This is a genomic window from Sphingomonas abietis (genome assembly GCF_027625475.1).
GTDB classification, from domain to species: Bacteria; Pseudomonadota; Alphaproteobacteria; order Sphingomonadales; family Sphingomonadaceae; genus Solisphingomonas; species Solisphingomonas abietis.
This window is the reverse complement of record NZ_CP115174.1, coordinates 638,011-660,744: the sequence shown is the minus strand read 5'-3', so window position 1 is coordinate 660,744 and position 22,734 is coordinate 638,011. Positions and strand designations below refer to the sequence as shown.

Annotated in this window: 14 protein-coding genes and 1 tRNA gene; 2 read left to right on the top strand and 13 right to left on the bottom strand. The window is 66.2% G+C overall.

Annotated features, from left to right (window positions below):
• Positions 1–98: 98 nt before the first annotated feature.
• Genes PBT88_RS03210 through PBT88_RS03200 form a run of 3 tightly spaced genes read right to left on the bottom strand, consistent with a single transcriptional unit; the run spans position 99 to position 6,030 of the window.
• On the bottom strand, positions 99–1,637 hold the full coding sequence (locus tag PBT88_RS03210) for an efflux transporter outer membrane subunit (protein ID WP_270077798.1): 1,539 nt from the start codon (positions 1,635–1,637) through the stop codon (positions 99–101).
• Entirely contained in the window at positions 1,634–4,825 is a 3,192-nt protein-coding gene (locus PBT88_RS03205) for an efflux RND transporter permease subunit (protein WP_270077797.1), read from the bottom strand. The genes PBT88_RS03210 and PBT88_RS03205 overlap by 4 nt, the downstream gene beginning before the upstream one ends.
• An 11-nt stretch (positions 4,826–4,836) precedes the next feature.
• Complete coding sequence (locus tag PBT88_RS03200) at positions 4,837–6,030, bottom strand: efflux RND transporter periplasmic adaptor subunit (protein WP_270077796.1); 1,194 nt, start codon at positions 6,028–6,030, stop codon at positions 4,837–4,839.
• Between the two features lie 202 nt (positions 6,031–6,232).
• Between PBT88_RS03200 and eda the strand changes: the two genes are divergently transcribed.
• The gene (eda, locus tag PBT88_RS03195; protein ID WP_270077795.1) at positions 6,233–6,850 is read left to right on the top strand and encodes a bifunctional 4-hydroxy-2-oxoglutarate aldolase/2-dehydro-3-deoxy-phosphogluconate aldolase; all 618 of its coding nucleotides are present in this window, start codon (positions 6,233–6,235) and stop codon (positions 6,848–6,850) included.
• 112 nt (positions 6,851–6,962) lie between these two features.
• Here the strand turns inward: eda and PBT88_RS03190 are convergent, their stop codons facing one another.
• The 3 genes from PBT88_RS03190 to PBT88_RS03180 form a co-directional block, all read right to left on the bottom strand.
• Complete coding sequence (locus PBT88_RS03190) at positions 6,963–7,910, bottom strand: DMT family transporter (protein WP_270077794.1); 948 nt, start codon at positions 7,908–7,910, stop codon at positions 6,963–6,965.
• 56 nt (positions 7,911–7,966) lie between these two features.
• Positions 7,967–9,295 carry a M28 family metallopeptidase gene (locus PBT88_RS03185; RefSeq protein WP_270077793.1) on the bottom strand — a complete coding sequence of 443 codons (1,329 nt, stop codon included), beginning with the start codon at positions 9,293–9,295 and terminating at the stop codon, positions 7,967–7,969.
• Between the two features lie 142 nt (positions 9,296–9,437).
• Positions 9,438–9,514 (bottom strand) — tRNA-Pro (locus PBT88_RS03180).
• A gap of 283 nt (positions 9,515–9,797) precedes the next feature.
• Between PBT88_RS03180 and lepA the strand changes: the two genes are divergently transcribed.
• Positions 9,798–11,606 carry a translation elongation factor 4 gene (gene lepA, locus PBT88_RS03175; protein ID WP_270077792.1) on the top strand — a complete coding sequence of 603 codons (1,809 nt, stop codon included), beginning with the start codon at positions 9,798–9,800 and terminating at the stop codon, positions 11,604–11,606.
• Positions 11,607–11,715: 109 nt separating this feature from the next.
• On the opposite strand, the gene PBT88_RS03170 is transcribed toward lepA, so the two are convergent.
• From PBT88_RS03170 to PBT88_RS03140, 7 genes are all read right to left on the bottom strand, one after another.
• Complete coding sequence (locus PBT88_RS03170; protein ID WP_270077791.1) at positions 11,716–12,420, bottom strand: helix-turn-helix transcriptional regulator; 705 nt, start codon at positions 12,418–12,420, stop codon at positions 11,716–11,718.
• A gap of 419 nt (positions 12,421–12,839) precedes the next feature.
• Positions 12,840–13,145, bottom strand: coding sequence for a hypothetical protein (locus PBT88_RS03165; protein ID WP_270077790.1), 306 nt, complete (start codon positions 13,143–13,145; stop codon positions 12,840–12,842).
• Positions 13,138–13,497, bottom strand: coding sequence for a hypothetical protein (locus tag PBT88_RS03160; protein ID WP_270077789.1), 360 nt, complete (start codon positions 13,495–13,497; stop codon positions 13,138–13,140). The genes PBT88_RS03165 and PBT88_RS03160 overlap by 8 nt, the downstream gene beginning before the upstream one ends.
• A gap of 207 nt (positions 13,498–13,704) precedes the next feature.
• Positions 13,705–15,687 (bottom strand): putative bifunctional diguanylate cyclase/phosphodiesterase, encoded by a 1,983-nt coding sequence (locus tag PBT88_RS03155; RefSeq protein ID WP_270077788.1) that lies wholly within the window; start codon positions 15,685–15,687, stop codon positions 13,705–13,707.
• Positions 15,688–15,950: 263 nt separating this feature from the next.
• A complete protein-coding gene (locus tag PBT88_RS03150; RefSeq protein ID WP_270077787.1) occupies positions 15,951–16,493 on the bottom strand; it encodes a hypothetical protein in 543 nt (180 codons plus the stop codon).
• A complete protein-coding gene (locus PBT88_RS03145; RefSeq protein ID WP_270077786.1) occupies positions 16,490–21,517 on the bottom strand; it encodes a hypothetical protein in 5,028 nt (1,675 codons plus the stop codon). The genes PBT88_RS03150 and PBT88_RS03145 overlap by 4 nt, the downstream gene beginning before the upstream one ends.
• A 76-nt stretch (positions 21,518–21,593) precedes the next feature.
• A complete protein-coding gene (locus tag PBT88_RS03140; RefSeq protein WP_270077785.1) occupies positions 21,594–22,724 on the bottom strand; it encodes a DUF11 domain-containing protein in 1,131 nt (376 codons plus the stop codon).
• Positions 22,725–22,734 lie beyond the last annotated feature (10 nt).

The following is a 22,734-nucleotide window of genomic DNA, read 5'->3' as shown; positions in this document are numbered from 1 at the left end:
CCACGTCACCCAACGTCGCGCCGCCCCGTTCGGCTCCCTAACGGTGGAGCCTGAGGAGGAAAAGAGGGTTGCGTAATTTTATTATGTTGCAGCGCAACCTAGTTGCCAGACTTTGGAACGGGCGTGGTGAAGTTGCCATGCTGGATCGACGGGTTTCCGCTGATCGCGCCGGGCGCCGCGTTGGCGATCGGCGGGGCATTTTCCCAGCCGCCGCCGAGCGCCTTGAACAAGGACACCTGGGCATCGGCCACACCCTGATCGGACTGGGCGAGCGCGGCGCGTGCCGTATCCCGATCCTGTTCCGAAACCAGCAGGTTGAGGAAATTGTCGCGGCCCGAATCGAAGCGGATGCGCGAGAGCTTGGCGGCATCGTCCGCCGCCGCCGCCGCACGGCCCAGCGCCGCATTCTGGTCCAGCGCCGCCGCATAGCGCGCGAGCGCCTGCTCGGTTTCCTTGAGCGCGGTCAGCATCGTGCCCTGGAAGCTCGCCAGATCGGCATCGGCCTGCCCCTTGGATTCGCGGATGCGCGCCTTGGCGACCGCGATGTTCGGGAAAGTCCAGCTGATCAGCGGGCCGAACGAATAGCCGAACGAGGCCGATTTGCCGACATCGCCGATATGCGGCGCACCGAGCGTCGCCGATCCCGCCAGCGTGACGGACGGGAACAGCGCCGCCGTCGCGACACCGATCCGGGCCGTATCAGCCGCCAGGGTCCGCTCCGCCGCGCGCACGTCCGGTCGACGGGCGAGCAATGTCGCGCCGTCGCCGACCGGTATCGCCGTCCGGACCTTGGGCACCATCCGACACGCCACGGCATCGCCATCCAGTTCGGACGGGGTACGGCCGGTCAGGGCTGCCAGGGCATAGAGCTGGGCGCGACGCTCCGCCTCCAGCTGCGGCACCTGGGCATTGGCCTGCTCGACCAGCACGGCGGACTGGTCGACATCCCGCCGCGTGCCACGGCCGGCATCGAGCAGCCGCTGGGTGAGCTTCAACGTATCGCCCTGCAAGCGTGCCGTCTCGCGGGCGACATCGGCCTGCGCCGCATAGCCGCACGCATCGGCATAGCTCTGCGCGACCTGCGCCGCGATCGAGATGCGCGCGCCGTCCAACGCCGCCTGCGCCGCCATCGCATCGCCGCGCGACGCCTCGATCGAGCGCGACACCCGGCCGAACAGATCGAGCTCGTAGGAGGCGTCGAAACCTGCCTGATAATAATTGAAATCATAATGGCTGGGGCCGCCATCGGCGCCGGTGGCGATGCCGTTGCCGGCCGTCACGCTGTCGGCCCCGACCCGCTCGCGACTATAGCCCGCGGACGGCGTGGTGGTCGGCAGCCGCCCTGCCTGCGCTTCCGAAAGCGCCCCGCGCGCCTTGCGGAGATTGCCCGCCGCGACGCGGATATCGGTGTTGTAGGCGAAGGCGTCCTTGATCAGGCGGTCGAGCGCCGGATCCTGGAACATCTCCCACCAATTCACCGGGAGCGGTTGGCCGGAAAGCATCGTGCTCGCCTGGCCTTCCACGAACGGTGCCTTGGCATCGGCCTGCACCACCGGCGGCTTGTAGTTGGGGCCTACCGCGCAGGCGGCCAGCGCCAGGGCGGGAAGCACCGCGAAGGTGACACGGAGGCGCTTCATGCGAGATCTCCCTCGGCCGAGACATCGTGGGAGGGGTGACGACGACGCCAGCGGCGCGTCTGCTCCGAGATCCTCTCGCCGAATTTCTTGGTGATCACATAGAAGCTCGGCGTGAACATCAGGCCGAAGAAGGTCACGCCGATCATTCCGAAGAACACCGCGACGCCCAGCGCCTTGCGCATTTCCGAACCAGGCCCGTTCGAGATCACCAGCGGCAGCACGCCGAGGATGAACGCGATCGAGGTCATCAGGATCGGCCGCAGACGCTGGTGCGCCGCACGCTCGGCCGCCTCATGGTGGCCCAGCCCGTCCTCCTCGCCCTGCCGGGCGAACTCGACGATCAGGATCGCGTTCTTGGCGGCCAGGCCGACCAGCACGACGAGACCGATCTGGGTGAGGATATTATTGTCCATCCCCATGAAGCCGACGCCGAGGATGGCGGCGAGCAGACACATCGGCACGATCAGGATCACCGCGAGCGGCAGGATCAGGCTCTCATATTGCGCGGCAAGCAGCAGGAAGACGAACACGACCGCCAGACCGAACACATAGATGCCGGTATTGCCTGCCTGCTCCTGCTGATAGGCGAGATCGGTCCATTCGATGCTCATGCCCTTGGGCAAGACCTTCTGGGCGAGACCCGCCATCGTCTTCAGCGACTGGCCCGACGAATAGCCGTGCGCGGTGTCACCCTGAAGCTCTGCCGAGGGATAGAGATTGTAGCGCACCACACGCCACGGCCCGGCATCGTTCTTCATCGTCAGCACCGCCGCCAGCGGCACCATCCCGCCATTGCCCGAACGCGTCTGCAACTGTTCGATATCCGAACCCTGCTGACGATGGCTGGCATCCGCCTGCGCGGTGACCCGCCAGGTGCGGCCGAGATAGTTGAAGTCGTTGATGTAGGTCGATCCCAGATAGGTGCCGAGCGTCGAGAAGATATTCGCGACCGGAACGCCCATCTGCTCCGCCTTCTCCCGATTGATGTCGGCGTAGAGACGCGGGGTCTTGGTGTTGAAGGTGGTGAAGGCGGCAGCGATACCCGGCGCCTTGTTGGCCGCCATCATCATGCCGAACGCGGCCTTCTCCAGCGCTTCGTAACCCGCGCCGTTGCGATCCTCGATCTCCATCTTCCAGCCACCGCCGGTGCCGATCCCCGAAACCGGGGGCGGCGGGATCAGCAGGATATTGCCGGAGGTGATGCTGGACAGCGACTTGCGCAGATCGGCGGTCACCTTGTCGATGTCGTCGCGCGTGCCCTTGGCCTTCAGCGGCGTGAACACCACGGCGGCATTGGGGGCGGTGGTGAAGGTCGCACCGTCGAAGCCGGTGAAGGCCACGGTGCCTTCCAGAGCCGGGTTCTTGAGCGCGAGCGCCTGCACCTGGCGCGTGACTTCGTCCGTCCGTTCGAGCGACGTGCCCGGCGGCATCTGGATGACGCCGATCAGATAGCCCTGATCCTGCGCCGGGATGAAGCCGGTCGGGGTCGAATAGAAGCGCCAGCCTGCGAACAGGATCAGGCAGACATAAGCGATGCCCATCAGCGCGAGGCGCCGCACCAGCTTGCCGGTGAGCCGGCCATAGCGATCCGACAGCCGATCGAAGACGCGGTTGAAGCCATTGGCAAAGCGCGTCGGATAGCCGCGCACCCCGCTCGGCACCGCCCTGCCATGGACATGCGGCTTGAGCAGGAGAGCGGCAAGCGCAGGCGACAGCGTCAGCGACACGAAGGCCGAGATCGCGGTCGCCGACACGATGGTCAGCGCGAACTGCTGGTAGAACTGGCCCGAAATACCCGGAATGAAGGCGGTCGGCACGAACACGCCGCACAGCACCAGGGCGATCGCGACGAGCGCTCCGGACACTTCGTCCATCGTCTTGTGCGCGGCCTCACGCGGGGTGAGCCCCTCTTCGGCGATCAGGCGCTCGATATTCTCGATCACCACGATCGCGTCGTCGACGACGATACCGATCGCCAGCACCAACCCGAACAGCGACAGGTTGTTGAGGCTGAACCCGAACGCCGCGAGCACGCCGAAGGCACCGATGAGCGAGATCGGGATCGCGATCAGCGGCACGATGGCGGCGCGCCAGCTCTGGAGGAACAGCAGCACCACGATGCTGACCAGGATCAGCGCGATATAGAGGGTGTGCTCCACCTCCTCGATCGACGCCGAGATATAGTCGGTCGGGTGATAGGGGATGCCATAGGCAAGCCCCGGCGGGAACGACTTGGCCGCATCGGCCAGCACGGCCTTGATCCGATCCGCCGTGGCCAGCGCATTGGACCCGGGCAACTGCTGGATGCCCAGCATGGTCGCATGCTGGTTCGAGAAATAGCCGTTGGTGGTATAGTCCTGCGCACCGAGTTCGACCCGCGCGACATCGCGCAACCGGGTCAGGCTGCCATCGGCACCACGCTTGACGACGATATCGCCGAACTGCTCGGGCGTGGTCAGCCGGCCGAGCGCCTGCACGCCCAGCTGGAACGCCGGCCCGCCCTTGGCAAACGGCGGAGCGCCCACGGAACCGGCGGCGACCTGCGCGTTCTGCGCCTGGATCGCGCTGGTGATCTCGTCCACGGTCAGGTTGCGCGCGGTGGCCAGATCGGGATTGATCCAGATCCGCATCGCATAATCGCGGGCACCGATCTCCAGCGAACCGCCGACACCCTGCACACGCTTGATGCGATCGGCGATCTGCAAGGTGACATAGTTCGAGATATATTGCTCGGAGAGCGACTTGTCGGGCGAATAGAAAGCGATCGCCATCAGGAAGTCGGGCGAGTTCTTGCGCACCGTCACACCGATGTTGCGGACCTCCTGCGGCAGCCGAGGCTCGGCCTCCGAGACGCGGTTCTGCACCAGCACCTGGGCCTGATCGGCATCGACGCCCTGCTTGAAGCTGACCGTGATCGTCAGCGTACCGTCACCGACCGCCGAGGAGGACATGTAGATCATGCCCTCGACGCCGTTGATCTGCTGCTCGATCGGCACCGCCACGGTGTCCGCCAGCGTTTCCGCCGTGGCACCCGGGAAGGTCGCGGAGACCACCACCGTCGGCGGGGCGATTTGGGGATATTGCGAGATTGGCAGCGTCGGATATGCGATGATCCCGACGATCACGATCAGGATCGACAGCACGGCCGCGAAGATCGGCCGCTCGATGAAGAAATGCGGAAAGCGCATGAATTTCGGCCTCAGCCTGCCGTCGTCGCGGTCGAAGCCTGCGGAACGGTGACAATGGGGGTGCTCGGGGAAGCATCGGGCGCGCGCGGCTTGATCACCGTGCGTGTCGCATCGACGGCCATGCCCGGCTGGAGCTGGGCGACGCCGTCCAGCACCACGAGATCGGTCGGCGCCAGGCCATCGCGGATCGCGCGCAGGCCATCCACTTCAGGGCCGGTCTCGACCGTGCGCTGAACGACCTTGCCGTCGCGGCCGACCACGAAGATCAGCTTGCGGGACTGATCGGCGGTGATCACCTCGTCCGGCACCAGCATCGCCTTGTAGGTGCCCGAACCCTTCAGGCGGGCACGGCCGAACATCCCCGGAGTGAGGAAATGCTTCGGATTGTCCACCACCGCATGGGCGCGGATCGTGCCGGTCTGCGGATCGAGCGCATTGTCCACGAACACCATGTGGCCGCGATGCGGAAAGCCGGTCTCGTCCGAAAGCTGGATATCCACCGGGTTGGAGGCGCTCCGCGAGGAGCCGCGCTGCCCATCCTGCGCTTCACGCAGATATTTCAGGTAGAAGCTTTCGGCGCCGTCGAAGGTGAACCAGATCGGATCGAGCGACACGACGGTGGTCAGCAGGGTGGTATTCGCCACCACCTGATCGCCGAGCGACACGCGCTTGTCAGACACGCGCCCCGACACCGGCGACCGCACCGTGGTGAAGGACAGGTTCAGCCGGGCGTTGTCGGCACTGGCGATCGCTGCCTGGAGGCTGGCCTGCGCGGTACGGACCTGCGCCTGGTTATTCTCCAGCTCTTCCTTGCTGACCGCCTGCACCTTGACCAGTTCGGCCGAGCGCGCCGCGACCGACCGGGCATTGACGAGCGTGGCGCGCGCCGAGGCGACCTGCGCCTCCGCCTGCTCCAGCGTGGCCTTGTAGGGACGCGGATCGATGATGAAGAGCGGCTGCCCTTCCTTCACGTCCTGCCCGTTGCGGAAGAGTATCTGGGTCACCACACCGGTGATCCGCGCACTCAGATTGACGCTTTGCGGTGCCTCGAAACGGCCGACATACTCGTCCCAATCGACGACGTCGCGGGCCAGCGGCGGCGCGACGGAGACATGGGGAGCAGGCGGCCCTGGCGGCGCCTGGTTCCCCTTGGAACAGGCGGCGAGCAGCGCGAATGTGAAAATGGCAGCAGCGTTGCGGGTCATCGGGCCCCTTTCCTATTGCGCCGCAGCAATAGTCCCTGTCGAGAACAAGGCAAGCTTTTTTTACCGATCGGTACGTTTTATCTGCCGTACCGGTCGAGCATAGGGGGGCCTTATCGGCTTGCCTAGCCCACCTGCTCTTTTGCTTCCGGCCTTCCGTTTCGGCATCGGCGCGACTAGACGACGCGGAAGCCGAGGAGACGTAATGATGGCCGATGTCGATGCCCTGATGCGCAAGGCGCCCGTAATCCCCGTGCTGGTCATAGACCGGCTGGAAGACGCCGTGCCGATCGCCGAATCGCTGGTGGCCGGCGGCCTGCCGCTGCTCGAAGTCACATTGCGGACCCCGGTGGCGCTGGACGCGATCCGTGCCATGGCACAGGTGCCCGGCGCCATCGTCGGGGCCGGCACGGTGCTCAACGAACACCAGCTCCACGATGCACAGGAGGCGGGCGCCACCTTCATCGTATCGCCGGGACTCACCGCGCCGCTCGCCAAGGCGGCCGGATCCGCCGGCATCGATTTCCTGCCCGGCGTCGCTAACGCTGCCGACATCATGGCGGGGCTCGATCTCGGCCTGACCCGCTTCAAATTCTTCCCGGCCGAATCCGTTGGCGGGCTGAAGGCGCTCAAGGCCTATGCCAGCGTGTTCCGCGACGCGCGCTTCTGCCCGACCGGCGGCATCACCGCCGAGACCGCGCCGCTCTGGCTCGCCGAGCCGGCCGTGCTGTGCGTCGGCGGCAGCTGGCTGGTGCCCTCGGGCACGCTCGACGAGGCGGCGATCCGCCAGCGTGCCGAAGCCGCGGCGGCGCTGCGCGGCTAAGGCGCCCGATCACCCCAGCCGATGGCAACGGCACGACCGAAGCCCCGCCCCTGCCACCAGGGCGCGGGGCTTTTTCGTATCGGATCATGCCGATATGCGCGCCACCCGATCGCTACCAGAGCGACGTCATCACGATTCCGGTGACGACGGCAAGGCCAGCGATGATCTGCCGAAGATCGACGGTCTCCTGGAAGAGCCGGTGCCCGGCGATCGCCGCCATCGGCGCCTCGATCACGCCGAGCGCGCGCACCGGGGCCGCCGGCGACAGCGCCAGGGCCACGAACCAGCCGGCCGACGCGAAGGAGCCGCAGGCGCCCGCGCCGAGCGATCCGCGCCAGCTCCGCAGGACGGCACGGAGCGTGGCCGGGCTCACCACCAGCAGGATGAGCGTGAGCGCCGCGGCCTGCATCGCCTGCACCACGCAGACGCTCACGATCGCCGCGAAGATCGGATGCGCCGCATCCATCGCCAGCGCCGCATGACGGAAGGCGTTGAGGGAGAAACCGAAGCACAGGCCGGACAGCAAGCCGAACAGGGCGCCCGAGACGGCATGGGGCGTCGTCGCCAGTCTGGAAGGCCATGTCAGGACGGCAAGCCCGATCGTCGTGATCGCGACCCCGGTCCAGGCGATCGCGGACAGTTGGTCATGATAGACGATCAGCCCGACCAGCGCCGCAAGCGGCAGCGAACTCTGCTGCAGGGCGGTGCCGACGGCGAAGCCCGCACGGTGCATGGCTTCGAGCAAGGCCGCAGTCGCGAGCACCTGGCTCGCCGCCCCCGCCATCGCCGAGATCCAGAATGCCCCGCCGAAAACAGGATGCGCGGCCGGCACGACGGCAAACGCCACGAGCATGAACAGCAGCGAGAAAGGCAGCCCGAACAGGAAGCGCACCAGCGTCGCGCCCCACGGCCCGGCGCTGCTCATCACCCCGCGCTGAAGCGCATTGCGGCCGACCTGGAAGATCGATGCGACGATCGTGGCGGGAATCCAGAGCAGGGACAGGGCAGGCATGATGTCGTCGTGATCCATGAGCGCGGGGTGGAAGCGGACCTTCGCCATGCGGCGTCCGGTCGCGGGCGATGCCGTCGACGACTGCCATCAGCGAACAGCGAACGCTATTCCGCAGGCTTGCCCGCCCCCGTCCAGCGCGGCGTGAAATCGCCGTCCGCCAGCCAGCGCACCGGGGCGATCAGCGACTGGATGGCGCTGGTCATATAGTCGATATCGAGATGCGCGATCGTGTCGGTAGGCTGATGATAGGTCGGCACCACCGCCCAGCCCGACAGGGTGTGCGCCACGACACCCTTGAGCGCGAGCGAGTAATTGTCCGATCGCTCGAAGAACTTCTCCTGCGGATAGGGATCGCCGGTGACATGGCCGCCATGCGCCTGCAATGCGGCGCCGAGATCCGAACGATCGAAGCCGGTCATCATCAGCGCCCCCTTGGGCAGCTTGGGATCCTGCGCGCCGATCATCTCGAACTCGATGTTCGCCACGATGTCGGTGAGCGGCACCGGCGGATGCGCGCCGAAATAGCGCGAGCCATATCCGCCAATCTCCTCGCTGCCATAGCAGACGAACAGGATGCCACGCCGATGCGGCCTGCCCGCCGCCAGCGCACGCGCCAGTTCGAGCACCGCGGTCGTGCCCGACGCATCGTCATTGGCGCCGTGCATGATCGGCCCGCCCTCTGCCTGACCGAGATGATCGAGATGCGCGGAGAGCAGGATCACGCCGGCCTTGGGATCGGTGCCGGGCAGATAGCCGATCGCATTGCTGGTGGTCGCCTGGTCGTGCGCGACCGGCACGGAGAGCGTCACCGCCGCGCCGGCCCAGATCGCGTCGATCGTCGCGGGCGGCAATGTCGCGAAGGCCGGGCGCGGGGCTGGCGGAGTCTCGGCGAGATAGCGCCGCATGCTCGTCCGCCCCCCGATCTGGGCGAACCAGTCGGCGGCGCTCTTGCTGTCCTTGGCGATCAGCAAGCCGATATGCTTCGCGCGCACCGCCCGCCACACGTCGAACGCCGGCACGTCCGCCGCGGTGAACACCACGACGTCGGCGTTGTCGGGCAAGGCGGCCAGGCTGTCGGCGATCACCGCCGGGCCGCGCACGTCGGCGGCGCCACCGACGATCAGCCGCAGGCCATCGGCCGGCCTGCCGGCGATCGCGAGCGTCGGCGGCGATGCGATGCGGTCGTTGACGACGCCGGCCGTCTGGACATACCCCGCCATTCCCGGCGCGGGCCGCAGGCCGTAGCCCTCGAACTGCGTCGCCACATAGGCGGCCGCCACCGCCTCGTCGGGGGTGGCGCTGCCGCGCCCGCGCAGGGCGTCGCCGGCCAGGAAATCCTCATGCGCGCGCACCGATTGCGGCTGCACCGTCCACGGCGTCGCGGCCGGTGCGGCGGTGGCGAGCAGGAGTGTCGAAAGCAGAATGACGCGCATGGAAGATCCTCTCTACCGAAGCGCGGTAGCCGGCCGAACCGCCAGCGTCAAAATGTCGTGGGCGGCCCGCAGGCACCTGGTTCGCCCCTCATGGGCGGCCCCTCCGGGAGGGCGGGATGCTTCCTGCGAAATTCAGCGAAAATGGTCGGGGAGAGAGGATTCGAACCTCCGGCCCCTGCCTCCCGAAGACAGTGCTCTACCAGGCTGAGCTACTCCCCGACGGAGCACCGGTCGTTTTTTGTTCACTCGGGAGCCGACCGGCGTTGCTGAGCGAGCGCCCCTATAGGGAGGCTTTCCGAAGGGGGCAAGCGTCTCTTTTCGCGATTTTCGCATGATCCGCGCGGGCAGGATCGGCGGCCGCCGGAATGTCGCTGCCCCGCGCAGGCCCGCTCCCCTCCCCGCACGGGCCGGGCGGCCGCGCCGCGCAAATCGCAGCGGCCCGGCGGCGACGTGCGATCTCGCTTTGGCAAGGGGCCTGCGCGATGCTAGGGCGCGTTTCATCATGGCAACACCGCTCGACAAAATCAGAAATTTTTCCATCATCGCCCATATCGACCATGGCAAGTCGACGCTGGCCGACCGCCTCATCCAGCGCACCGGGGGGCTCTCCGACCGCGAGATGACCGCCCAAGTCCTTGATAACATGGACATCGAGAAGGAGCGCGGGATCACCATCAAGGCGCAGACCGTGCGCCTCGACTATAAGGGCCATGTCCTCAACCTGATGGACACCCCCGGCCATGTCGACTTCGCCTATGAGGTCAGCCGCAGCCTCGCCGCCTGCGAGGGCGCGCTGCTGGTGGTCGACGCGGCGCAGGGCGTCGAGGCGCAGACCCTCGCCAACGTCTACCAGTCGATCGAGCACGACCATGAGATCGTGCCGGTGATCAACAAGATCGACCTCCCCGCCGCCGAGCCCGAGAAGGTGAAGAAGGAGATCGAGGACATCATCGGCCTCCCCGCCGACGACGCCGTGCTCGCCTCGGCCAAGTCGGGCATCGGCATCGACGAGATCCTCGACGCGATCGTCGCGCGCATCCCGCCGCCCAAGGGCGATGCCGACGCGCCGCTGAAGGCGATGCTGGTCGACAGCTGGTACGATCCCTATCTGGGCGTCGTCATCCTGATCCGCGTGATCGACGGCTCGATCAGGAAGGGCCAGCTGATCAAGTTCATGAACGCCGGCACCACCCACCTGATCGACCGGGTCGGCTGTTTCCGCCCCAAGATCGAGCTGCTGCCCGATCTCGGCCCCGGCGAGATCGGCTTCATCACCGCGCAGATCAAGGAGATCACCGAGACCCGCGTCGGCGACACCATCACCGACGCCAAGCGCCCCGCCGCCGAAGCCCTGCCCGGCTTCAAGGAGGTGCAGCCGGTGGTATTCTGCGGCCTCTTCCCGGTCGACGCCAACGACTTCGAGAAATTGCGCGACAGCATCGGCAAGCTGCGCCTCAACGACGCCTCGTTCAGCTTCGAGATGGAGACCTCGGCCGCGCTCGGCTTCGGCTTCCGCTGCGGCTTCCTCGGCCTGCTCCACCTCGAGATCATCCAGGAGCGGCTGACCCGCGAATATGATCTCGACCTGATCACCACCGCGCCTTCCGTGGTCTACACCATCCACCTGACCCACTCGAAGACCGAGGACGCCAGGACGATCGAGCTGCACAACCCGGCCGACATGCCCGATCCCAACCGGATCGAGAGCATCGAGGAGCCGTGGATCGAGGCGACGATCTACGTGCCCGACGAATATCTCGGCTCGATCCTCAAGCTCTGCCAGGACCGGCGCGGCATTCAGCTCGACCTCACCTATGTCGGCGGCCGCGCGCAGCTGAAATATGAGCTGCCGCTCAACGAGGTGGTGTTCGATTTCTACGATCGCCTGAAATCGATCTCGCGCGGCTATGCCAGCTTCGACTATCACCAGATCGGCTATCGCGAGGGCGACCTCGTCAAGATGGGCATCCTCGTCAACAACGAGCCGGTCGACGCGCTGAGCATGATCGTCCATCGCGGCACGGCGGAGGCGCGCGGGCGCGGCATGTGCGAGCGGCTGAAGGATCTCATCCCGCGCCATCTGTTCAAGATCCCGATCCAGGCGGCGATCGGCGGCAAGGTGATCGCCCGCGAGACGATCGCGGCGATGCGCAAGGACGTGACCGCCAAATGCTATGGCGGCGACGCCAGCCGCAAGCGCAAGCTGCTCGACAAGCAGAAGGAGGGCAAGAAGCGGATGCGGGAATATGGCTCGGTGAGCATCCCGCAGGAGGCGTTCATCGCCGCGCTGCGCATGGGGGATGATGCTTGAGCATGAGGCCCGAGCCTGACGAGCGGGTTGCGCAGCAATCCGGGCGTTAGGCGAGGATCAGCCGAATGCCGGCCGGCGGGTCGGCGCCCGAGCCGAACGGGTACGTCGGTCAGGGCGCCAGTTTGAACAGTCCTTGGTTGAGGGCCATCAGCGCCGCCTGATGTTTGTTCACCGCGCCCAGCTTCTTCACGGCGTTGGCCAGATGAAACTCCACCGTCCTGCGGCTGATGCCCAGTATCACCGACGTTTCCCACGCCGTCTTGCCCGACATCGCCCAGAACAGGCATTCCCTTTCGCGCGAACTGAGTAGTTCACGCTTGAAGCCAGAAGCGCCGGCCGGATCGTCGCCGGGCAGGTTATGGTGCGACCCGTTCGGTTCATCGGCCATCGACGACGCGATCGTTCCGCTTGCGGGCAATGATCGATCCAACGCCACCTGATCTGTCACATCCCTGGAAATACACAATATATTCTCCACGATGCCCGAGAAGTTCCGCAGAGGGGTGAGCATATTGTCCCAATGCCGGAGACCGGTATCCCCGCCTTCGCTGAGGCCCCGGAAGCGGATGTTGCTGCCCCGCCCCGCCTCCCCCAGCGAACGAAAACCCAGTTCATGCACCTGCGGCGGCAACAGCCTGACCCATTCGGTTCCCGAAACCTCGTGCCGATCGATCTGGAGGGCGGTGCAGCCCGCCCTGTTCATGTGCCTGAGACGACCGTCGAGCCCGATGATCTTGATGCAGTCGGGGCTGACATCCAGAATTTCCGGGGCGATGAGGTGATCATATCGGCCCCTTGCCCTGGCAGGCGCCATCCGGGGCGGTATCGTGGGCCGACTTATGGGCGCCGGCCTGGATTTCATCGCGAGGCTGGACTTCGTCGCGGATCTTGGCTTGGTCGCGGAGCAATCGATCGGAAGGCGGCCTTCCCTGGGGCGATCGCCCGTCGTGTCTTTCTTCATGGGAGCGCACTCCGTTTGCTAGCAAGCGCGCATGGGCCGTCTCGGTTGCGGGATACCGGCGGCGCCTCTGTTTCTGACATCGTCCTCCGTTTCGGCTTCTGGTCGGCCGTCCATTGGTATGCCTGCTCTCGGGGCTGCCAACTAGTAATTTTACCGGCGCCGCAGTCGGCCGATCATGATTCCACGCCGTTGCCGGCTGCCTCGCTTATCGCCGATACGCCATACGAGTCGGAATCCGCGACGTCCCGTGCCCCATGGGCCAATTGGCCATGTCAGGCATCCAGAGCTTTCGCGGCGTGAAGCCTGGCCAGCTCGAGGTGCAGGTTGCGGATCGTGGGGCTGTGCGCCGCGGCTGCCATCTTCAGCGCTTGATCCACCCGCTCCCGATGGAATTGCCGGTCGCTCAATTTGCGATCGACGACATTGGCGACATGGCGCCATGCGACCGCCGGTTGGCCGCTGGCCTTGGCCTGTTCGGCCCGCGCGACATCGCCGGCGCGCTCGCCGAACTGAAGGATCAGCCCATCTGCCAGTGCTGCACGACGGCGATCCTCGTCGATCCACTCACCATCAGTCATTGGCGCGGCAACCGAGCGCGGGGCGAAGGCTGATCGATTGCAGGGCGGTGTCGAGATGCTCGGCGGCGACCGCCTCCCGCAATATTTCACATAGGCTGATCGCCGCCCCTATATGGTCTTTCAATATGCTGGTCTGATCGATCGCGGAATAGAATATCTCGTTGTCCGGGTGGAAACTGGCGCCGTGGGCTTCGAGCGCGGCTTCGTGAAGCCTGATCTTTCGCGAGAGATGGCCGAATATCTGGCCGATATGCGCCGAGATCAAATGCTCGCCGCTGCGCTCCGATATTTCGAGCGCTGCGCGGAGCAACGCCCGCATCTGGGCGAGCAGCCTGAGTTTCGACGCGACCATGTAAACCCTCCGGAACGGGCTGCGGCTTCTCTATCAAGCGACCGGAGGCGCAAACTCGTAAGATTACGAGGAGAGTAAGGCGGGGCATCGGGGGTGATGCTGGAGGGTCCGCTGCGACAGGTCGGCCCGGATCGATGCGATCGGCCTCGGACATAGGCAAAACATGGCATGGCCGGCCGGAAAACCGATTTCCGCAGGTCTGCCCGCTCAGGCGACAACGCGCAGCGTCGGCAGCGCCTTCGGCTCGATATCGGGCGTGCTGACCGGCTGGCGGCGCATCCAGGCGAGGAATTCGCCGAGGTCCATCGGCCGCGCGAACAGATAGCCCTGCGCCATGCGATAGCCGAGATCGCGCAAGGATCGCAGCTGCGCCTCGGTCTCGACGCCCTCGACGATGCAATCGAGCTCCAGCGTCTGGCACAGGCCGAGGATGGCGGTGATGATGTTGCGGCCCGAGGCCTCGTCCATGTCGGCGATGAAGCTGCGATCGACCTTGACCTTGTCGAGCGGCAGCCGGCGCAGATAGCCGAGGCTCGAATAGCCGCTGCCGAAATCGTCGAGCGCGATCCGCATCCCGAGCGCCCGCAGCGCCCGGATGCCGCGCACCGCCGCATCGAAATCGCGCAGCAGCGCGGTCTCGGTCAGCTCGAAGGTGATCCGCTTGGGGTCGATGCCGGCGCTCTCCACCATGCGGATCAGGATCGAGATGGTGTTGGGCGAGACGATGTCGTGCGCGGAGAGATTGAAGGACAGGCCGATCGTCTCGGGCATCCGCGCGAAATCGCGCAGCGCCTTGCGGAACAGGATGAGCGTAATCGCATGGATCACGCCGATTCGCTCGGCGGTGGTGATGAAGCGTTCCGGGCTGACATGGCCGATCGTGGCACTGGTCCAGCGGCCGAGCGCTTCGACCCCGAACACCGTGCCGCTGTGGGTGCAGAGGATCGGCTGGAAGCGGACGTGCAGCTCGGATTCGAGATCGGCGGTCTGGAGCGCGGATTCGACCGCGCGCTCGGATCGGATCAGCGTCTCATGCTCGTGCGAGAACAAGGCACAGCGGCCGCGATCGGTCGATTTGACGTGGTAGAGCGCATAATCGGAACGATCGAACAGCTCGTGGACGGTCTCGCCGGCCTGCGGGAAGATCGCGAAGCCCGCCGAACAGCCGAGCTGGATGCGCTGCTCGTCGATCAGGAAGGCGCGCGACAGCCGGTCGCACACCGCCTGGCCGATCGCGCAGGTCTGGTCGATATCGGCGGTGAGCAGGATGCCGAACTCGTCGCCGCCGAGCCGGGCCAGCAGCATCGTATCGCTGGACGCCTCCGCCAGCCGCTGGCCGACCTCCATCAGCAGCCGGTCGCCCAGCACATGGCCATAGGTGTCGTTGACCGGCTTGAAGCGATCGAGATCGAGCACGCCGACCGCGATCTGCCGGCCCTGCCGCCGCGCATCGGCGAGCAGGCGATCGAACTCGGCGAAGAAATGGCGGCGATTGGGCAGGCCGGTGAGCGCATCGGTGTGCGCCAGCCGGGCATTTTCGGCGCCGAGCCGCTCGGCCTCCGCCTGCTTGGCGGCCAGCCGGTCCTTCGATCGGATCAGCGTGCCGAAGCCGGCGAAGCTGTTGAGCAAAGCGCGGATCATCACCGCGGTGACGAGCGCGATGTTGAACGCCATCGCGGTGAACACCGGGCTGCCCTGGACCAGATAATAAGCGAGATAGGGGATGGTGACGACCGCCGTCACCAGCATCGCCGCCTGCGGCAGGTTGGCGAGGCAGAAGATGCAGCCGATCACCGTCACCGCGATGAACAGGGCGACATGCGCGCGCTCGATCGGCCCGCCATAGCGATCGAGCAGCAGCGACCAGCAGACGAAGGCGACGCCGAGCACGCCCGCCAGGATGGTGGTGCGGATCAATTGCCGTCGCGCCTCTTCCACCGAGATCGCCTCGTCGCCTTCGGCGAATATCCAGCGCAGGATGCGGATGCCGCAGACCGCGACCAGCAAGCCGTCCAGCCCGATCGTCAGCCAGCCCGGCGCCACCGACCAATGGGTATAGGCGACCGCGCACGCATTGACCGTCAGCAATGCGTAGAGCAGCGGCACCTGCCGCTTCAATTCCCGATACTGAGCCAAAACGACGTTGGGCTCATCCGAGAATCGCATCCAGAGGCCCAAACGCTTCAGCACCTATCGCTCCTTTCCGATGATCTGCGCGCGCGCGGTTAACCGCCGGTCATCATGCACGGCCTCCCACCGTCCACGACGCCAGACTTTGGTCGATAGTCGGGGTGTCGGCCCGACGGGAAAGCACAGCAAAGCCTGGCACGACCGTTCCGTCAGGCCGGAGCGCGCTGTGTCACGCGGCGCGCCCCGGCCCCCCCCATCGGGGGGCGGCCGGTTCCGGCGGGGATCGGGCCGAAACCAGCCATCTCGTGGAGAATATTCGCGATCTACCTCACTTCCACCCGGAACCGGATCCGGAAATAGCTGCCCACCGCCTGCGTGCCGGAGGGCCGGACCCGGATATTGGTGACCGCTCCATCGGCCCCATCCGCATCGGCCACCGGCACATAATCCCAGTGGGCGCCGTTATCGTTCGAGAAATCGAGCCTGTCGGTGGTGCTGCCGAGCCCCGAATAGCTGTACGTCAGGTTGCTGCCGAGCAGACCGAGGATCAGGCCGCCGTCGCTGAACACCACCGGCCCGCTGCCCGATCCGTTGAGATCGGTGACGATCAGCTTGGTCTTGGCCGGGATCGCATCGGCAAAGGCGATGCCGGTGACGTTGCTCGCGCCGCCGGTGGGATTGGTGATGGTGTCGGTATAATCGAGCAGCGCGCCGGGAATCGCCTTGGGCAGCGTCTCGTTGAGCGGATCGGACACCACCGTCATCGTCTTGACCACGGTCAGCGGGTTGGCCGCCCGGCCTGCCGCCGGAACCAGCATCGCCAGCAGCGCGCCGCCCAGCAGGATGAAGACACGCAGGTTGCTCATCGCACCGCCCCCCGGAGCGCCCGCCCGGCATCGCCGAGCGAGAGCTGATCGAACTTCAACCGCATGGTGACATAAGGCCCCTGCCGCGTGTAGCGCGCATCCTGATAATCATGATCGCGATAGCCGGTGACGTTGTAGCCGGCGGTGATCCACATGTTGCGGCCCGGCGACACGCCGATCGAGGGGCCGGCCGAGAAGGACACCGCCTTGTCCGTCCAGGCATGTTGCACGCTGCCCGCCACGCCGACATCGAAATGCGTACCGACATCCTTGCGGATCTCCAAGCCGATCACATCGATGAAGCCCTGATAGACATCGTCCGAATAGCGCCCGCGGACATATTTGGCGCCATAATAGAGGCTTACCTCCAGCCCGTGGCCGTCTCCCTCGGCCCCCGTGCGATAATTGACCGCGATGTTGTTGATGATGCGCGTGGTGGTATCGTCGCCCTGCGCGAAGGTGGGCACCGCCAGCGCATTGTTGCTGGTCGCCGAACCATTGGCCCCCTCATGGCGCAGCTCCAGCCGCTCGAGAAGGGACCAGCGGCTGTCGAGTGGCCGCATCGCGAAGGCGAGATCGGCGCTGGCGAAGGAGACCTTGCCGCCGTCATCCTCCTTCACCTTGTAGATGCGCACGCTCGATGCCAGCGTCTTGCCCTGCCCCAGCGTGCGCAGCATGTTGGAGGTGAAGCCCCAGCGCTTCGACAGATCCGAGAGGCGATATTCGGCGCGGCCGTTCCAGGACCATGCCTCCGAACGATAGGTCAGGCCGCCGGTGATCGCCTTATAGTCTCCATCCTCCTGGTCGGTGCCCGAGATGGTGGTGCCCGAGGAGACCGGCTGGAAGGGGTTGACCAGGTCGGTCGGCGCGATCGTGCCCTTCACCGTGCTGCTCGCATCCACGGTGCCATCGACCGACCAGCCATGGCCGAGCGGCAGCGATTGGCTGAGCCCATATTGCGCGAAGGTGCGCGGGCCGTTTTCACCGATCGCTTGCTGGTTCAGCGTGCTGAGCAGGCGCGCGCCCGTCCACGGTGCGACATCGAAGCCGATGCGGGTGCTGTGCGCCTTATATTTATCGCCCTCGGCAATCTCCTCGGTGCCGATCAGGCGGATGCCCTTGGTGATGCGCCATGCGACATCGACCTGGTGGCGCACCGGGAAATCGACGCTGCTGTCCATGCCACCGATCGCGATCTGGGTCTGGCCGGTGACGACCACCTTGTTGTTGAAGAAATTCTGGCTGCCGCCGAAGGTGAGCAGGCGCGAATCCCGCTTGGCATCGCCGATCGTGCGATCGGAGGCGATCTGCGCGCCGGCGAAGACGGTGCCGGTCTTCCGGCGATATTCGAGCTTGGTGTCGAGCGCGAACCGCTTCGCCGATCCGTCCAGATCGCGCTGATACCAGCCCGATCCGACGAAATTCAGCTTCTCGGTGATGCGCAGCCGGCCGTCGATGCCGCTCTTGCTGGTGCCGGCCTCGCCGAAATTCTGCTGGCCCAGGCCGAAATCCTCATCCTGCTGCTGGGAATAAGCGAGCATGTCGATCCGGCTGTCATGATGCTCGAACTCGGCGAGATAGGCCTTGCCGTTGCCCAGCCCGTCACGCCCGCCGGTGGCACCCTCGGCGCGGATCTCGGTCTTGCTGTCGACATGGATCTTGAGATCGACGCCGGCGACCGTCGCCTTGCTCAGCGTCTCGTCGCGCAGCACGCTGGCGCCCGCCTCGACCCGGCCGTGGAACAGCTTGACCGCGGCGCGGCCACCGGCGGCAAGCTTGCGGCTGCGGCCGTAGGTTTCGTAGTCGACCACGATGTAGATCGGGTTGAGATCGGTGTCGCGGCTGAGGATCGGCTCGCGGAAGCGCAGCGTGCCGGCATCCGGATCGATGTCGTAATCGATGTGGCGGGTCATCTGCTTGCTGTCGACGATCTTCTCGGAGCGGAAGCGATCGCGCGTCTCGATCGTCACCTGGTCGCTGTTGACGACGATGCCGCTGGCCGAGAGACGATAGGGGCCGGACAGGCCGTTGCCGCGGATCTCGTCGCGCCCGTAGAGCTGGTCGTCATTGGCGGCAAAGGCGGTGAACATCAGGTGATTGCCCTGATATTGCGCCTTCACGCCGTTCAGCGTGCGGCTGTAGCGGGCGAGCTTGGTCTCGGTCATGCCGGTCTCGAAATCGCCGAACAGCGCGTAGAAATCGCGGCGTTCCAGGCGGAGATAGAGCTTGCGCGAGGTCGAGGCGTCGTAGCTCTGCTGGGTGCCGTCGCCATAGACGGTGTAGTAGCGATCGGGATCGATCTGGCCGAGCAGGCCGCGATCGAGATCGCGCGTCTTGGCCGAGTCATAGGCGATGGTGATCAGCCAGGAGCCCTTGATCCGGCCCTTGGCATAGAAAGCGAGCTGGCCATCGGTGGTGACATCATGCCGACCGCCGGGCACGGATTCGGAGTGCTTCTTGAGCATCGAATAGCCGGCGGTGCCCTTGCCGAAGCCGACGACGACCCAATCCTTCTGCATCGCGGCGAGCCACGCCTTGAAATCGGTGTTCGTTTCCTTGTCGCCATCGCGCAGGCTGACCACGACATGCACTTCGCCGGCCTGCATGGTCGGCTCGAGCGCGACGAAGGCGAGACCGTCGTCGCCGACCACGCGCGCGGTCGCGGCGGCACGATCGAGGCCGGCGAGCTGGCGGCCCTGCTGGGCGGCGACTTCCTGCGCGGCGGTGTAGGGCTGATCGACCCGGAACGGGATGATCGTGCCGGCGCGAACCGGCTTGCCGTCGCGATCGGTGACGCGCACCGCGATCAGCGGGCGGGTCAGGCCATCGGCAACAAGCTTCGACTTTTCAGGAACATAGCTGACATGCGCGGCGGCATTGGCATAATGGACGGTGCGGGTCAGCGTGGTCACCAGCCTGCCCGAGGCATCGAGCACGCGGGCTTCCAGCACATTGTCGCGGTCCTGCATCGGCAGGCCGGTCCAGCGCGAGACGGCGACGCCACGCTTGTCGTCGCTGTCGGTGCCGTCGAAGGACAGCGGATCGACCGGGGCGCCGTTGACGGTGAGCGCCACGCGCTGCCCCGGCAGATGCTTGATGACGACGCGCAGCGCCGGCGCGCGCGGATTGTGATCGGCCAGCGGGAACATCCAGTCGACGCCCGGCGTCGCGATCGCCAGCCAATCCTCGCGGTTGCCGGCGGCATCGCCGTCGCTGGCGACGTCGATCGGCAGCGCGCTGTTCGCCTCGCTCTCGGCGCCGGTGCGGCGGAGCTGGAAATCGACGCGCTGGAGGCTGCCGCCGCCACCTTCCACGAAGCGCGAGATCGGGCTGCGGGCCTGGCGGCTATCGAGGTCGCAAGCCACCGGCGCGAATGCGCGGGAGACGGAATTGGTATCGATCTGAACGACATGGGTGCCGGGCTTGGCGCCCTCGAAATGGTAGAGGCCGTCGCGATCGGTGACGACGATGGTGCCGTCCTCCATCAGCAGGCGGATTCCGGGCACGCCCTTGCGGCCGCGCTCGGGCGAGCCGCAATCGCCTTCGGTGACGCGGCCGATGATGGTCAGCGCATCGGTGAACAGCAGCGGACGGATGCGCACCGAGGCGCTGGCATCGTTGCTGGTGATCGAGGCGCCCGCCGCGACGGCGTGGTTGATCGCCTCGCCGACCGGCGCACCGGGCGCGATCGCGACGACATAGCTGAGCTGGGTGGAGGCACCGGCGGCCAGCGTCGGCACCGTGAAGGTCAGCCGGCGGCCGTCCCCCGAGACATCGGGCTGGGTGACGGCGCTCGACACGCTGTTGCCCGAGACGCCGCGCGTCGATCCGGCGCGATAGCGCAGCCCGATCGGCAGCGTATCGGTGATCGTGACGCCGCTCGCGTCCGCGCTGCTCTTGTTGGTGATATTGAGGCGATACTGGACGAAATCGCCCGGTGACGCGACATCCAGCGACGCGGTCTTCTCGAGCAGCAACTGCCCGTCGCGGGCGGCATCCATCGGCACGTCGACTTCGAGCGGCGCGGGATCCGTCAGATCGAACGGCTTCTCGTAGGACGCATCGCTGATGATATAGCCGCCGACCGTGTTGGGCAGCTTGGCGATCGCGGTGGGCGAGGCGGTGGACGGCACCGTATATTGGCCCGGTGGCGTGATCACCAGATGATATCGGCCGGGGGCCAGGAGCGGGAAGCGATATTTGCCGGGGCTGGCCGGATAGACGTGACCGCTGGAGTCGGTCGCGGTCTGGCCGGAGATGACGGTGGAGGGATAGACGCTCTTGCCGTCCTCGCCGATCACGGCCGCCGGCTGGCCGGTCGCATCGTTGACGATCGAGACGGTGGCACCGTCGATCACCGTGCCGGTGCGGGAATCGAAGGTGTAGCCGGTCGGATCGATCAGCAGCGTGGCGGTGGAGCCATAGCTATATTCGTCTTCGGTGAAGCTGATCTTGACGGTGCCGTTGCGGCTCAGCTCGCCGGACGGATCGCAGGCCTTGAGCGCGTCGTCCACCGGCGAACCGATGCCGGGGAAGGCGCCGGCGAACACGCCGGTATCGGGGCCGGTCTCCAGCAGCGGAACCGGGTGGCTGTGCCCGTCGAAATCGGCGGTGATCGTCACCGTCTCGCGGACCAGCGGATCGTGATTGCCGCCCTGGCTGTCGATGACGATGATTTCCGGGTTGAAGACGTCAAATGACTCGAGCGGTGCGGACGCCGCGAGTTCGGCCACGTTCACCGGTGACGGCGTGAACATGATCGTCGGCGAGGTGTCGCACTTCATGTCGTGCAGTTTGTAACCGTCTGGAAGCTGACGGAAACTCAGCGTCGTCGGCCGCTTGGCGATCACATCCTCGGTCGAGACGGTGTTGGAGCTCACCGTCCGGTCGAGGCCGTTGATCGTGTAATGGATGCTCGCGGTATTGCTGACAGGCGCCGACAGCGCCGTCGTCACGGGGACGGCGGCGGTGGCGAGGCCCAGGCCGAGCGAAGCACGGCGGAAAATCTTCCGGAAATCGGACATACAGGGTCCCTTGCCGGCACGCGCCTTGGCGACGCGTGCCGGTTTGGTGGAACGAAAAGCCTGAAAAGACTGGCTTTTAGTTGATCGTCGCGAGGAAGGTCACGGCGAGCGGAACGGGGATGCCGAGCACCGGCGCCGCCAGCAGCGGCAGCATTGCCCGCACCGTCGTGCCGTCGAACGAGCCGCCATTCGGATCGCTCTCGTCCGGCCCGACCGCGTCGTCATCCTCCTGGGTGCCGCCCGCACCGCAGACGCCGCCGGCACCGGTGCCGCCGACATTCAGCGAGCCCGAGACGAAGGTGACGTTGGCCGGCAGCGAGTCGGTGACGTTCACCGCGGTCGCGGCGCCCGGGCCGGCATTGCTGACGATCATGCAGTAACGGATCGTCGCGCCCGGAATCGCCTTGGGATTGACCGCGAGATCATAGGGATCGGAGATCACGACGGCCGATTTGGTCATGGTGACCGCCGCGGTCGAGATCTGGTAGGCGTCGAACGCGCGGGCCTGGCCGTTGCGCGGCAGATCGCCGATGCCGCCGCCGTCGGCGAACACGATATCGACGGTGGTCGGCGAATCCGGCGTCAGCGTCGAGGTGGCGACGAGATCCGATCCCAGCGAGCCGCTCGTCCCGCCGGCCGCCGCGATGGCGTTCAGCGACACGATCGCGACATTCTCGCCCGGCGCGTTCGGCACGTCGGCGACGATGAACACGGTCGCGGTCGCGTCGGGGGCCAGTTCGTCGATATAGGAGCGGGTGTCGACGCCCGCGTCATAGACGCCGTTGCCGTTGGAATCGACGAAGATCCGGACATTGGTGACATCGAAATTGTCGACGCCCAGGATCGGGATCGACACGCTCTGCTGATCCGCGGTGAGGCGGAAATCCTGGATCGCGTTGGTCAGGTTGGTGACGGTGAAGGTGGTCACCTGGTCCGTCGCGCCGAGTGCGGTCTGGGTGTCGGTGCCACCCAGTTCGGCGACGGTCAGGTTGACCTTCTTATCGACCACGAACGTCGCGGTGTTGGACTGCGCGGTCTGCGGCGTGCCGCCGACCGAGTAGGAGACGCTGGCCGTGTTGTTGACGATCGTACCGGCGGCGGTGCCGGTTGCGCTCGTCGTCTGCGCGTGGCCCGCGCTGCCCATCAGGATCGCCGCCGAAGCGGATAATCCCGAGAGCAATATGCTCTTGAATCTGCGGTTATACATGACGATTACC